Source organism: Streptomyces sp. Wb2n-11 (assembly GCF_001049855.1).
GTDB classification, from domain to species: Bacteria; Actinomycetota; Actinomycetes; order Streptomycetales; family Streptomycetaceae; genus Streptomyces; species Streptomyces altiplanensis.
On the sequence record NZ_CVPB01000001.1, the window covers coordinates 2019806 to 2033631 of the forward strand.

11 protein-coding genes and 1 pseudogene are annotated in these 13826 nt (G+C 70.9%); 5 read left to right on the top strand and 7 right to left on the bottom strand.

Translation table 11 applies throughout. From position 1 onward, the window contains the following. The first annotated feature begins 23 nt into the window (after positions 1-23). Entirely contained in the window at positions 24-1598 is a 1575-nt protein-coding gene (locus tag BN1555_RS08895; protein WP_218058182.1) for a fibronectin type III domain-containing protein, read from the top strand. 35 nt (positions 1599-1633) lie between these two features. Here BN1555_RS08895 and BN1555_RS40240 read toward each other — a convergent pair whose 3' ends face one another. After that, a complete protein-coding gene (locus BN1555_RS40240) occupies positions 1634-1759 on the bottom strand; it encodes a hypothetical protein (RefSeq protein WP_093798864.1) in 126 nt (41 codons plus the stop codon). Positions 1760-1802: 43 nt separating this feature from the next. Between BN1555_RS40240 and BN1555_RS41295 the strand changes: the two genes are divergently transcribed. From BN1555_RS41295 to BN1555_RS08915, 3 genes and pseudogenes are all read left to right on the top strand, one after another. Beyond that, positions 1803-2306 (top strand): phosphatidate cytidylyltransferase, encoded by a 504-nt coding sequence (locus BN1555_RS41295; RefSeq protein ID WP_304364345.1) that lies wholly within the window; start codon positions 1803-1805, stop codon positions 2304-2306. 79 nt (positions 2307-2385) lie between these two features. Then, positions 2386-2724: pseudogene (locus BN1555_RS40245) on the top strand (1-acyl-sn-glycerol-3-phosphate acyltransferase); the annotation flags it as partial. Between the two features lie 610 nt (positions 2725-3334). Further along, positions 3335-4174 (top strand): DUF1206 domain-containing protein, encoded by an 840-nt coding sequence (locus tag BN1555_RS08915; RefSeq protein ID WP_093798865.1) that lies wholly within the window; start codon positions 3335-3337, stop codon positions 4172-4174. 98 nt (positions 4175-4272) lie between these two features. Here the strand turns inward: BN1555_RS08915 and pruA are convergent, their stop codons facing one another. Further along, complete coding sequence (pruA, locus tag BN1555_RS08920; protein WP_093798866.1) at positions 4273-5904, bottom strand: L-glutamate gamma-semialdehyde dehydrogenase; 1632 nt, start codon at positions 5902-5904, stop codon at positions 4273-4275. A 57-nt stretch (positions 5905-5961) separates the two neighbouring features. Next, positions 5962-6888, bottom strand: coding sequence for a proline dehydrogenase family protein (locus BN1555_RS08925; protein ID WP_093798867.1), 927 nt, complete (start codon positions 6886-6888; stop codon positions 5962-5964). Positions 6889-7061: 173 nt separating this feature from the next. Between BN1555_RS08925 and BN1555_RS08930 the strand changes: the two genes are divergently transcribed. Beyond that, positions 7062-8207, top strand: a complete 1146-nt coding sequence (locus BN1555_RS08930) for a PucR family transcriptional regulator (protein WP_093798868.1) — start codon at positions 7062-7064, stop codon at positions 8205-8207. A 135-nt stretch (positions 8208-8342) separates the two neighbouring features. On the opposite strand, the gene serA is transcribed toward BN1555_RS08930, so the two are convergent. The 4 genes from serA to BN1555_RS08950 form a co-directional block, all read right to left on the bottom strand. Further along, positions 8343-9935, bottom strand: a complete 1593-nt coding sequence (gene serA / locus BN1555_RS08935; RefSeq protein ID WP_093798869.1) for a phosphoglycerate dehydrogenase — start codon at positions 9933-9935, stop codon at positions 8343-8345. A 239-nt stretch (positions 9936-10174) separates the two neighbouring features. Further along, complete coding sequence (gene ilvC, locus BN1555_RS08940; RefSeq protein ID WP_093798870.1) at positions 10175-11176, bottom strand: ketol-acid reductoisomerase; 1002 nt, start codon at positions 11174-11176, stop codon at positions 10175-10177. Positions 11177-11277: 101 nt separating this feature from the next. Further along, entirely contained in the window at positions 11278-11805 is a 528-nt protein-coding gene (gene ilvN / locus BN1555_RS08945) for an acetolactate synthase small subunit (RefSeq protein WP_069933100.1), read from the bottom strand. A 25-nt stretch (positions 11806-11830) separates the two neighbouring features. Next, a complete protein-coding gene (locus tag BN1555_RS08950; protein ID WP_176709998.1) occupies positions 11831-13690 on the bottom strand; it encodes an acetolactate synthase large subunit in 1860 nt (619 codons plus the stop codon). Positions 13691-13826 lie beyond the last annotated feature (136 nt).

Genomic DNA, 13826 nt, shown 5'->3' on the forward strand with positions numbered 1-13826 from the left:
CCGCCCCTGGGAAGTTCTCCCGCATGGCTGACCTCCCCCGCACCGGCATACCCGAGCAGCTCGCGCGCCGCATGAGCATGCCGGAGCAGCACGCATACCTGCGTACGAAGCTGTCCCGCCGGCGGATGATCACCTCGTCGGCCGCCACGGTGGGCGGAGCCGCCCTGCTCGGCGGCGCGAGCCCGGCGTACCCCGTCTCCCCCGCCACCACCCCTGTCACCACCGCGCTCGCCGCCCGCGTCGACGGGTCGCTCGTCGCGCCCTTCGGCCGCCACCTCGCCTTCGGCGCCGACCCGAGGACGCAGATGCGGATCTCCTGGCAGGTGCCCTTCGCGGTCGGACGCCCCTATGTGCGCGTGGGGCTGAAGCCGTGGGAGCTGAGCCGGAAGATCGAGGCGGAGGTGCGCGCCCTGCACACGCCGTCGCTGTCGCCCAAGCTCCCCGCGGTGGACCAGTTCTACCTGCATGCGGGGCTCGACGGGCTGAGGCCGGGAACGACGTACTACTACGGGGTCGGGCACGACGGGTTCGACCCGGCCGACGCGTGCCGGCTGTCGACGGTCGGGTCGTTCCGCACGGCGCCCGCACGGCCGGAGACCTTCGTCTTCACGGCCTTCGGCGACCAGGGGGTCGGCTACGACGCCCTCGCCAACGACCAGTTGATCCTCGGGCAGAACCCCTCCTTCCACCTGCACGCGGGTGACATCTGCTACGCGGACAGCAGCGGGCGGGGCAGGGAGTCGGACACCTACGACGCGCGCGTGTGGGACCAGTTCCTGGCGCAGACCGAGTCCGTGGCCTCGCGGGTGCCGTGGATGGTGACCACCGGCAACCACGACATGGAGGCCTGGTACTCCCCCAACGGCTACGGCGGCCAGTCCGCCCGCTGGTCACTGCCGGACAACGGGCCGGACGCGGCGAACGCCCCCGGCATCTACTCCTTCACGTACGGCAACGTCGGCGTCGTGGCGCTGGACGCGAACGACGTGTCGTACGAGATCCCCGCCAACCGGGGCTACACGGACGGCGCGCAGAGCGCCTGGCTCGACCGGCGGCTGGGCGAGCTGCGGCGGCAGGCCGGCATCGACTTCGTCGTGGTGTTCTTCCACCACTGCGTGTACTCGACGTCCACCCACGCCTCGGACGGCGGGGTGCGCGACGCGTGGCTGGCGCTCTTCGCCAAGCACCAGGTCGACCTGGTGATCAACGGGCACAACCACGTGTACGAGCGGACCGACGCCATCAGGGACGGCGAGGTCGGCAGACCGGTCCCGGTCGGGTCCTCCACCGACCCGACGCGGGACGGGACCGTGTACGTCACGGCGGGCGGCGCGGGCAAGGACTTGTACGGGTTCGGGCCGGGCGTACGGGACAGCTACGAGGGCAATGTCCACGACCACGACCACATCGTGAGCTTCCACTGGACCACGTCACGCATCCCGGACCCGGACACGGTGGAGTGGTCGCGGGTGCGGTACACCGGCTTCTCGTTCCTCGCGGTGGAGGCCGAGGCCGGTGCGTCACCGAAGCTGAAGGTCTCCGCGCTCGCCGAATCGGGTGAGCGCGTCGACTACTTCGAGATCCGGCGCGGCCGCTAGCCGGGCCACGGCGCCGTGCGGCGCGCGCCGGCGGCTCAGTGGCCGGTGGCGCCGCCGTTGTCGCGGCGGTCGAGGGCGCGCTGGAGGGCGGCGGCGGCCTGCTTGCGGTCGGTCTCGTTCGAGCGGGGGGTGTGGCGGACGCGGTGGACGGTCTCGGCCATGATGATCGACTCCTTGAGATCAGAATGATTTCAGGGCGCCGGAATGGGCGGGGAGCAGATGCCGCAGGGGTTACCTGCATGGGGCACGGGCTCGCGACCGCCGTTCGCTGATGGAGCGAGACGTTCGGCTTCTTCCAAGCTAAGCGAGGCCGGGCTGTCTGTCTCCACAATTACTCGGACTTCCTACTATCTGAGACGCGCTCATGACGGCAACACTCTGGGCCCGGCACATCGCCGGTCCCGGCCCGCCCTCCGGGGGCTGCTCGCGCGGCCGCTGTCCCCGCTCCCGCCCCGCAAGACCTGGGCGGGCGTACTGGGCGCCGCCGCCGCGACCGCCCTCGCGCTGGCGCTCGTCGGCGCCTTCCCGCCGCTGCTCCGGGCGGTCGTCCTGGCCGGCTGCGTCCTCGGTGACCTGCTCGAATCCATGGTCAAGCGCGAGACGGGGGTCAAGGACGCGGGGAGCTGGCTGCCCGGCTTCGGCGGTCTGCTGGACCGTATCGACTCCCTGCTCGTGGCCCTGCTGCTCGCGATGGTGGTGTCCCTGTGACGACCCCGGCCCCTGCCGCCCCTGCCCGCACGGAGCTTCCCTCCCGCCTCGCGGCCGCCGCGCGCCGCGCCCTGTGGTGGTGTGCCCCCCCCTGACCGGCGGCGTCGAGCGGCGCGGCGCGCTCCCGCGCGGCGGCTGCGTCGTCGTCGCCAGCCACTCCTCGCACGCCGACACCGCCGCCCTGCTGGCCGCGCTCGACGCCCGTCACACCCCGGCGATCGGGGCGGCGGCGGACTACTGGTTCGCGTCGCCCTGGCGCAGCCGGATCTGCGCCCGCCTCGCGGCCGGCTTCCCGGTCCGCCGCAGGGGCGGCGGCCTGGACGACCTGCTGTCGACGGCCGGCCGGCTGCGGGCGGGCCGTGCCGTGGTCCTCTTCCCCGAGGGCACGCGCGGGCCCGGCGGCGAGGTCGGCGCGTTCCACCGGGGAGCGCTGCTCCTCGCCGAACGGGCGGGCGTACCCGTCGTACCGGTCGGCATCGCGGGTACGGACCGCCTCCTCCCCAAGCACGGCCGCCTCCGCTCCTCCCTGGTCCGGGTCCGCGTCGGTGCCCCGCTCCCCTCCTCCGCCACTCCCGGGGAGGCGTGCGCGGCGGTCGCGGCACTCACCGCCCGCACGCACGCCGAGCCCCTGTGCGACTCGGCGGCGCGCCGCCGGGTGGCCGCGGTCGCCGCCTCCCGGTGGGCCCTGCCGTTCGCCTTCGCGTGGGCGTGCGCGGAGGCACTGAGCTGGCCGCTGATGCCGGAGCTCTTCCTCGCGGTCGTCCGCGTGGCCGCCCCGCGCGCCGCGTTCCGACTCTCGGCGACGGCGCTCGCGGGAAGCCTGGCCGGCGGTCTGCTGGCCCTTCAGCCGGCGGGCGCGGGCGTCCACCTGCCGGCCCCGCTCACCACGGACCGCATGCGGGCCGGGGTGCGTCACGGGCTGGCCGCCGAGTCCGCGGCGGACGTCCGCCACCAGCCCTGGAACGGCGTCCCCACCGGTTCCGCCGCCCGCTTCGGGGCACACGCACTCCGACGAAGGAGGCGAAGACATGAGCGCATGGGCACTCACCCGGCGCGGCAGGCGCACGGCCCGCCGGGCGTCGGACAGTTCAGCCTTGGAGGCCGCCGCGCGCTGGGGATTCGCGGCGCGCGGAGTGCTCTACGTACTGGTCGGCGTACTGGCGCTCCGGATCGCGTTCGGCCAGGGCACGCAGGAGGCCGACCGAGGAGGCGCGCTCGCCGAGGTGGCCGCCCGGCCGCTGGGCTCGTTCCTGCTCTGGGCGCTGGGCATCGGGCTGGTCGGCATGGCGCTGTGGCGGCTCTCCGAAGTCTTCTTCGGCGCGGCGGGACCCGACGGCCACAAGCCCCGCAAGCGCCTGCTGTCCCTGGCGCGTTTCCTCTTCTACGGCTTCGTGGCGTACACCGTGCTGTCGTTCGCGGCGGGCTCCAGGGGCAGCGGCAGCGGATCCAGCGACAAGCAGTCGGACGACGTGACGGCCAGGGCCATGGAACTCCCGGCCGGCCAGTGGATCGTGGGCCTCGCCGGCCTGGCCATCGCGGTCTCGGGCGTGTGGATCGCGTCCCGCGCCGCCCTGCGCAAGTACCACAAGCACCTGAAGATGGGCGAGCTGCGGGGCCGCACCCGCCGGGCCGTGGACGTCGCCGGTGTGGCGGGCGGCGTCGCGCGGGGCGCGGTCTTCGCCGTGCTCGGCGGCTTCGCCGTCAAGGCGGCGGTCGACTACGAGCCCGACAAGGCCAAGGGCATCGACGACACCCTCCGCTCCTTCGCCGACACCCCGGTGGGGCCGTGGCTGCTGGCCCTGATAGCCGTGGGCCTGGCCCTGTTCGGTGTCTTCTCCTTCGCGATGGCCCGCTGGCGCAGGATCTGACACCCGGCGGACACGGAACCGCCCCCGTCCGGCGTGAGGCCTGGGCGGGGGCGGAGTTCCGCGGGGCGCGCGACCAGGGGGCCGCGCGCCGGGGGCGGTCAGCCCTGGTGCGGGTAGGTGTAGTCGGTCGGCGGGACCAGGGTCTCCTTGATGGCCCGGGTCAGGGTCCAGCGCTGGAGGTTCTGGGGCGCGCCCGCCTTGTCGTTGGTGCCGGACGCGCGGCCGCCGCCGAAGGGCTGCTGGCCGACGACGGCGCCGGTCGACTTGTCGTTGATGTAGAAGTTGCCCGCCGCGTAGCGGAGCTTGTCCATCGTGTACGCCGCGGCCGCGCGGTCGTTGGAGATGACGGCGCCGGTCAGCGCGTAGTCGGACGCCGACTCCATCTGCTCCAGCATGGCGTCGTACTTCTCGTCCTCGTAGACGTGGACCGCGAGGATCGGGCCGAAGTACTCGGTCGTGAAGACCTCGTTCTCCGGGTCCGTGCAGGCGATGACCGTCGGGCGGACGAAGTAGCCGACCGAGTCGTCGTACGTACCGCCCGCGACGATCGTGCAGGTCGGGTCGGCGGCGGCGCGGTCGATCGCGGCCTTGTTCTTGGCGAACGAACGCTCGTCGATGACGGCACCGATGAAGTTCGACAGGTCGGTGACGTCGCCCATGGCGATGGAGTCGACCTCGGCCGCGAACTCCTCCTTGAAGCCGCCGTTCCAGATCGAGGCCGGGACGTACGCACGCGAGGACGCGGAGCACTTCTGGCCCTGGTATTCGAAGGAACCGCGGGTCAGCGCGGTCTTCAGGACGGAGCGGTCGGCGCTCGGGTGCGCGACGACGAAGTCCTTGCCGCCGGTCTCGCCGACGAGACGCGGGTACGTGCGGTACTTCTCGATGTTGTTGCCGACCGTCTTCCAGAGGTACTGGAAGGTCTTGGTCGAGCCGGTGAAGTGGATGCCGGCCAGGTCGCGGTGGTTGAGGGCGACCTCGGAGACCTCGATGCCGTCACCGGTGACCAGGTTGATGACGCCCTTGGGCAGACCGGCCTCCTCCAGGAGCTGCATCAGCAGCACGGCGGCGTGCGTCTGCGTCGGGGACGGCTTCCAGACCACGACGTTGCCCATCAGGGCGGGAGCGGTCGGCAGGTTGCCCGCGATGGCGGTGAAGTTGAAGGGCGTGATCGCGTAGACGAAGCCCTCCAGCGGACGGTGGTCCAGCCGGTTCCACACACCCGGGGCGTTCGCCGGCGGCTGCTCGGCGAGCAGGTCGCGGGCGTACTTGACGTTGAAGCGCCAGAAGTCGACGAGCTCGCACGGGGTGTCGATCTCGGCCTGCTGGGCGGTCTTCGACTGGCCGAGCATGGTCGAGGCGGCGAGCGTCTCGCGCCACGGGCCCGACAGCAGCTCGGCGGCGCGCAGGATGATCGCGGCGCGGTCGTCGAAGGACATCGCGCGCCACGCCGGAGCGGCGGCCAGCGCGGCGTCGATCGCGTCCCTGGCGTCCTGCTGCGTGGCGTGGGCGGCGGTGCCGAGGACGGCCTTGTGGTTGTGCGGCTGTACGACGTCGAAACGCTCGCCGCCGCCCATCCGCTTCTCACCGTTGATCGTCATCGGGAGGTCGACGGGGTTCTCGGCCAGCTCCTTGAGCTTGGCTTCGAGGCGCGCGCGCTCCGGCGAACCCGGGGCGTAGGTGTGCACCGGCTCGTTGACCGGGGCGGGGACCTGGGTCACAGCGTCCATGAGTTCCTTGACTCCTTTGTGAGGGGTGGAAGGGCTCGGCCCTTGGGTCAGCCTGGGTCAGTTCTTGGTGATCATCGAGCGGACGAAGAACAGCAGGTTGGCCGGCTTCTCCGCGAGGCGCCGCATGAAGTAGCCGTACCAGTCGGTGCCGTACGCGGTGTACACACGCATCCGGTGGCCCTCCGCCGCGAGCCGCACGTGCTCCTCGCTGCGGATCCCGTACAGCATCTGGAACTCGTACTCATCCAGTTTGCGCCCCGCGCGCCGCGCGAGCTCCTGGCTGACGGCGATCAGCCGCGGGTCGTGCGACCCGATCATCGGGTACCCGTCGCCCGCCATGAGGATCTTCAGGATCCGGACGTACGCCTTGTCGATCTCGGCCTTGTCCTGGAACGCGACGGTGGCGGGCTCCTTGTAGGCACCCTTCACGATACGGACGCGGCTGCCGTTCGCGGCGAGGCGGCGCGCGTCGTCCTCGGTGCGGAACAGGTAGGCCTGGATCACGCAGCCGGTCTGCGGGAAGTCCTTCCGCAGCTCTTCGTGGATGGCGAACATCGAGTCGAGGGTGGTGTGGTCCTCGGCGTCCAGCGTGACCGTGGTGCCGATCGCGGCGGCGGCCTCGACGACCGGGCGGACGTTGGCGAGCGCCAGCTCGTGGCCGCCCTCCAGCGCCTGGCCGAACATCGACAGCTTCACGGACATCTCGGCCCGCTCGCCCAGCCCCAGGCCCTTGAGGTGCTCGGCCAGCTCCAGGTACGCGTCGCGGGCGGCGAAGGCCTGCTCGCGCGTGGTGATGTCCTCGCCCACGACGTCCAGGGTGACTTCCAGCCCCTTGCCGGCGGCGTCCCGGACGATCGGAATGACCTGCTCGACCGTCTCGCCGGCGATGAAGCGGCCGACGACCTGCTTGGTCCCCGGAGCCGCCGACACGAAACGGCGCATTTTGTCGCTGCGCGAAGCGGCGAGGATCACGGGACCCAGCACGGGGCACCTCCACGGAAAAGACTTCGAAGGGGCCGTGACCGGCGAAGACCGGCACGACACGGATAACCACCGTGAAATCTAGGGATCGCTCGAATCCTGAACCATCGACAGCTGTCACGCATCCCCGGCCCTTACCTCATACAAATGTCTGAAAGGGTGCGAGAATAAGAAGCGTGAAAGGCGATTACCAGGACCTGGTCGACGAGATCTCGGCGCTGCTCGGCGCACCCGCGACACTGGAGGACCGAGATTTCCGGCTGATCGCGTTCGGCGCCCACGACAGCGACAGCGATTTCGACGAGACCACCCTGGACCCGGTCCGCACGCGCTCGATCCTCACCCGCCGCTCGACGGCCGAGGTGCGCGCCTGGTTCGAGAAGTTCGGCATCGCCACGGCGGAAAGCCCGGTGTACATCCCCGCCGACCCCGCGGCCGGGGTACTGCGCGGCCGGCTCTGCCTTCCCGTACGGCACCGGGGCACGGTCCACGGTTACGTGTGGCTGCTCGCCGGGGGCGACGGCCCGCCGGCGCCCGTGCCGGCCTCGGCGATGGCGGTCTGCGCCCGGATCGGGGCGCTCCTGGCGGACGAGGCCCGCGCCCGCGCCGACCTCGGCCCGTACCTGCTGACCCTGCTCGCCTCGGAGTCCGCCGAGAGCCGGGCCTCCGCGCGGGCCTCGCTGGGCGCGGCGCTGGGCGACGGCGGCCCGTACGCCCTGCTGTGCGCCGCGCCCTGGGCGCAGCCCGTTCCTGGTGTGCGCACCGTCCCGGGCGCGGCCGCCCTCGGCCTGCTCCCGGTGCCCGGCCCGGCCGGCCCGCGCCTCGCCGTCCTGATCAGGATCCGTACGCAGACCGACCTCTCCCCCGCCCGCCTGGCGGCCGGAAACCTGCTCGCCGCGGCGAGCCCGGTCGTCGGCATCGGCAATCCCGTGCACGCACTGGACGAGTTGCCCGGAGCCTGGCGGGAAGCCTCGGCCGCGGCTCGCGCGGCGCTGGCGCGGCCCCGTCTCGGACCGGTCGCGGAGTGGTCGGGGATCGGTCCGTACCGCCTGCTGGCCGCGCTCCCCGACAGCGGGCCCGGCCACCCCGTCGACCCTGCCGTACGCCCGCTGCTGGAACCCGCGCACGCCGAACTCGCCCGTACCGCCGAAGTGTTCCTGGACTGCGCGGGCCAGGCGGGCCGCACCGCGAGCACGCTGAACATCCACCGCCAGACGCTCTACTACCGCCTGTCACGCGTGGAGCAGCTCACCGGCCTCGACCTCCACGACGGCGAGGACCGGCTGCTGCTGCACATGTCCCTCAAGGCCGCACGCCTGTGACGCTCTCCGGGAACGGAGAGCCGGCCGGCCTCCACGCACCGGTGCCCGGGACGCGGATGCCCTTCCCGTACGACGTCGTACGGGAAGGGCATCCGTGCGTCCCGGGCACCGGGGACGGACCGGACCGGAGCCGGGTCAGTCCGAGAGGTTCACGAAGCGGGCCGAGGAGGCGCCGATCTCGTTGGCGATCTCGGTGAGGACGGCCGGCGGGACGGTGTCGTCCACGGAGAGGACGGCCAGTGCCTCGCCGCCCTGGTCCGCGCGGGAGACCTGCATGCCCGCGATGTTCAGACCGGCCTCGCCGAGGATGCGGCCCACCGTGCCGACGACGCCCGGGCGGTCCTGGTAGCGCAGGACGACCATGTGGTCGGCCAGGGTCAGGTCGATGTCGTGCTCGCCGATGCCGACGATCTTCTGGAGGTGCTTGGGGCCCGCCAGCGTGCCGGAGACCGAGACCTCCTCACCGCCGGAGAGCGTGCCGCGCACGGTGACGACGTTCTTGTGGTCCGGGGACTCCGAGCTCGTCGTGAGGCGGACCTCCACGCCACGCTCCTGGGCGAAGAGCGGCGCGTTGACGTAGGAGACGGTCTCGTCCACCACGTCCTCGAACACGCCCTTCAGCGCGGAGAGTTCCAGCACCTTGACGTCGTACTGCGTGATCTCGCCGTACACCTCGACGTCGAGGCGCACCGCGACCTCGCCCGCGAGCGCGGTGAACATCCGGCCGAGCTTCTCGGCGAGCGGCAGGCCGGGGCGTACGTCCTCGGCGATGACACCGCCCTGGACGTTGACCGCGTCCGGCACGAGCTCACCGGCGAGCGCGAGGCGCACGGACTTGGCGACCGCGATACCCGCCTTCTCCTGGGCCTCGTCGGTGGAGGCGCCGAGGTGCGGCGTGCAGACGACCTGGTCGAGCTCGAACAGCGGGGAGTCGGTGCAAGGCTCCTTCGCGTACACGTCGAGGCCCGCACCGGCGACCCGGCCCTCCTTGAGGGCCGAGTACAGCGCCGCCTCGTCGACGATGCCACCGCGGGCGGCGTTGACGATGCGCACCTCGGGCTTGACCTTGTGGAGCGCTTCGTCGCCGATGAGACCGAGCGTCTCGGGGGTCTTGGGGAGGTGGACGGTGATGAAGTCCGACACCGCGAGCAGCTCGTCGAGCGAGAGCAGCTTGACGCCCATCTGGGCGGCGCGCGCGGGCTGCACGTAGGGGTCGTACGCGACGATCTTCATGCCGAAGGCCGACATGCGCTGCGCGACCAGGACACCGATGCGGCCGAGGCCGACGACGCCCAGGGTCTTCTCGCTCAGCTCGACGCCCGTGTACTTCGAGCGCTTCCACTCGCCGTTCTTCAGGGCGGTGTTGGCCTGCGGGATGTTGCGCGCGGTGGCGACGAGCAGGCCGCAGGCGAGCTCGGCGGCGGTGACGATGTTGGACGTCGGCGCGTTGACGACCATCACGCCGGCCTTGGTGGCGGAGGAGACATCGACGTTGTCGAGGCCGACGCCGGCACGGGCGACGACGCGGAGCTTCTTCGCCGCGGCGATGGCCTCGGCGTCGACCTTGGTGGCGGAGCGGACGAGAATCGCGTCCACGTCGGCGATGGCCGGCAGGAGCTCTGCCCGGTCGGCGCCGTTGCAGTGCCGGATCTCGAAGTCCGGGCCCAGGGCGTCGACTGTGGCCGGCGACAGCTCTTCAGCGATGAGTACGACAGGTTTCGAGCTCACGTGAGTCCTCACTGGTCCTTTGCGGACGGCCGTCCCGACGGCCGCAGGCGGTGGAGGGGCTAGCCGCGTGGAAGACGCACGACGCTGTGGGCCTGACGCGTGTATGTACGAAGCAGTCTAGTGGCGCCGGGCACGTGGTCTTCCGCCTCGGCGGAATGATCACCCGTCCGTGGCTGGACGTTCTGTCCAGTTGTGCACGAAGGGCCGCGGCGATACGCCGCGGCCCCCGTGTCCGAGACTTACGCCTCGTCGTTGTCGACCCAGCTCATGAGCTTGCGGAGCTCCTTGCCGGTGGTCTCCAGCAGGTGCTCGGAGTCCTGCGTCTTGTACTCGTTGTACTTCTTCAGACCGCCGTGGTACTCGTCCATCCAGTTCTTGGCGAACGTGCCGTCCTGGATCTCGGCGAGGACCTTCTTCATCTCGGCCTTGGTCTGGTCGGTGATGATGCGGGGGCCGGTGATGTAGTCGCCCCACTCGGCGGTCTCGGAGACCGACCAGCGCATCTTCTCCAGGCCGCCCTCGTACATGAGGTCCACGATGAGCTTCAGCTCGTGCAGGCACTCGAAGTACGCGATCTCCGGCTGGTAACCGGCCTCGACCAGGGTCTCGAAGCCCGCCTTCACGAGCGCCGACGCACCGCCGCAGAGCACGGCCTGCTCACCGAACAGGTCGGTCTCGGTCTCCTCGGTGAAGGTCGTCTTGATGACGCCCGCGCGGGTGCCGCCGATGGCCTTGGCGTACGAGAGCGCCAGCGCGAAGGCGTTGCCGGTGGCGTCCTGCTCGACGGCGGCGATCGCCGGAACGCCGCGGCCTTCCTCGTACTGACGGCGGACCAGGTGACCCGGGCCCTTGGGGGCGACGAGGGCGACGTCGACGCCGGCCGGGGCCTTGATGAAGCCGAAGCGGACGTTGAAGCCGTGGGCGAAGAACAGCGCGTCGCCGTCCTTGAGGTTGTCCTTGACGGACTCCTCGTAGACCTGGGCCTGGATCGGGTCCGGGATGAGGATCATGATGACGTCGGCCTCGGCGGCGGCCTCGGTCGGCGTGACCACGCGCAGGCCCTGCTCCTCGGCCTTCGCCTTGGACTTGGAGCCCTCGTGCAGACCGACGCGGACGTCGACACCCGAGTCACGGAGCGACAGCGCGTGGGCGTGGCCCTGGCTGCCGTAACCGATCACCGCGACCTTGCGGCCCTGGATGATGGACAGGTCGGCATCGTCGTCGTAGAACAGCTCGGCCACTGGGATTCTCCTTGTGTGCTGGTGGTGCGTCCCACCGTACGGCGGGGTGCGGAATGAAAGATTTTGGGTCTCGCCATGCGAACAGCGGGACCGGATGCCGGTCAGGCCGAGCGGTCGAGGGCCCGCAGGCTGCGGTCCGTGATCGACCGGGAGCCGCGCCCTATGGCGATCGTCCCCGACTGGACCAGTTCCTTGATGCCGAACTGCTCCAGCATCTTGAGCATCGCTTCGAGCTTGTCGGCGCCGCCCGTCGCCTCGATCGTCACGGCCTCCGGGGAGACGTCGACGGTCTTGGCACGGAACAGCTGGACGATCTCGACGATCTGCGAGCGGGTCTCGTTGTCGGCCCGCACCTTCACGAGGACGAGTTCACGCTGGATCGCGGCGCCCGGCTCCAGTTCGACGATCTTCAGTACGTTGACGAGCTTGTTCAGCTGCTTCGTCACCTGCTCCAGCGGCAGGGCCTCGATCACGTTCACCACGATGGTGATGCGCGAGATCTCGGGGTGCTCGGTGGTGCCGACCGCGAGGGAGTCGATGTTGAACCCGCGGCGGGAGAACAGGGCCGTGATCCGGGCGAGGACGCCCGGCTTGTTCTCGACCAGGACGGAGAGGGTGTGCTTGGACATGGCGTTGGATCTCTCTCTCGTCTGGTCAGTCGTCTTCGTTGTCGCCGAAGTCGGGGCGGACCCCGCGGGCGGCCATGACCTCGTCGTTGGAGGTGCCCGCGGCCACCATCGGCCACACCATGGCGTCCTCGTGCACGATGAAGTCGATCACGACCGGACGGTCGTTGACGGCGTTGGCCTCGGCGATGACCCTGTCGAGGTCGGCCGGGTCCTCACAGCGGATCGCGTGGCAGCCCATGGCCTCGGACAGCTTCACGAAGTCCGGGACGCGGGTGCCCGCGCTGGGCTGCTTGCCGTCGGCGCCCGGACCGCTGTGCAGCACGGTGTTGGAGTAGCGCTGGTTGTAGAAGAGGGTCTGCCACTGGCGGACCATCCCGAGCGCGCCGTTGTTGATGATCGCGACCTTGATCGGGATGTTGTTGAGCGCGCAGGTGGTGAGTTCCTGGTTGGTCATCTGGAAGCAGCCGTCGCCGTCGATGGCCCAGACCGTACGCTCCGGCATACCGGCCTTGGCACCCATGGCGGCCGGGACGGCGTACCCCATCGTGCCCGCGCCGCCGGAGTTGAGCCAGGTGGCGGGCTGCTCGTACTGGATGAAGTGCGAGGCCCACATCTGGTGCTGACCGACGCCCGCGGCGTAGATGGTGCCCTCGGGGGCGAGCTGGCCGATGCGCTGGATGACCTGCTGCGGGGAGAGCTGGCCGTTCTCCGGCAGGTCGTAGCCGAGCGGGTAGGTGTCCCGCCAGCGGTTGAGGTCGTGCCACCAGGCTTCGTAGTCGCCGGTGTTGCCCTCGGTGTGCTCGGCCTGGACGGCCTGGACGAGGTCGGCGATGACCTCGCGGGCGTCACCGACGATCGGCACGTCCGCGGCCCGGTTCTTGCCGATCTCGGCCGGGTCGATGTCGGCGTGGACGATCTTGGCGTACGGGGCGAAGCTGTCCAGCTTGCCGGTGACGCGGTCGTCGAAGCGGGCTCCGAGGGCGACGATCAGGTCGGCCCGCTGCAGCGCGGTGACGGCGGTGACCGCTCCGTGCATGCCCGGCATTCCCACGTGCAGCGGGTGGCTGTCGGGGAAGGAGCCCAGCGCCATCAGGGTGGTGGTGACGGGGGCGCCGGTGAGCTCGGCGAGGACCTTCAGCTCCGCGGTGGCGTTCGCCTTCATGACGCCGCCGCCGACGTACAGCACGGGCCGCTTGGCCTGGACGATCAGCTTGGCGGCCTCGCGGATCTGCTTGGCGTGCGGCTTGGTCACCGGACGGTAGCCGGGCAGGTCCTGGCTGGGCGGCCAGCTGAACGTGGTCTTCGCCTGGAGGGCGTCCTTGGCGATGTCGACCAGGACCGGGCCCGGGCGGCCCGTCGAGGCGATGTGGAAGGCCTCGGCGATGGTGCGCGGGATGTCCTCGGCCCTGGTGACCAGGAAGTTGTGCTTGGTGATCGGCATCGTGATGCCGACGATGTCCGCCTCCTGGAAGGCGTCCGTGCCGATCGCCTTGGAGGCGACCTGGCCGGTGATCGCGACCATGGGGACGGAGTCCATGTGGGCGTCGGCGATCGGCGTGACCAGGTTCGTGGCGCCGGGCCCCGAAGTGGCCATGCAGACGCCGACCTTGCCGGTGGCCTGTGCGTAACCGGTCGCCGCGTGGCCCGCGCCCTGCTCGTGGCGGACCAGGACGTGGCGGACCTTCGTGGAGTCCATCAGCGGGTCGTACGCCGGCAGGATGGCGCCGCCGGGAATGCCGAATACCGTGTCGGCGCCCACTTCCTCGAGAGAACGGATGAGCGACTGGGCGCCCGTCACGTACTCGACAGCGGTGGCGTGGTTTCCGCCGTTGCGGGGCCGCGGCTGCGGATGGTGGGCCCCGGAGGCCTGCTCGGTCATCGGCATTCTCTTCTCGAAGCTGAGGGTTTTACGAGGGTTTGGGGAGTGCCAGTGCAACAAAAAACCCCCCGTGCCGTGAGGCAAGCGAGGGGAGCGCGCCGGTGCGGTCCGCAGAGCTGCATGTGCGTGCTCTGCTTCAGCC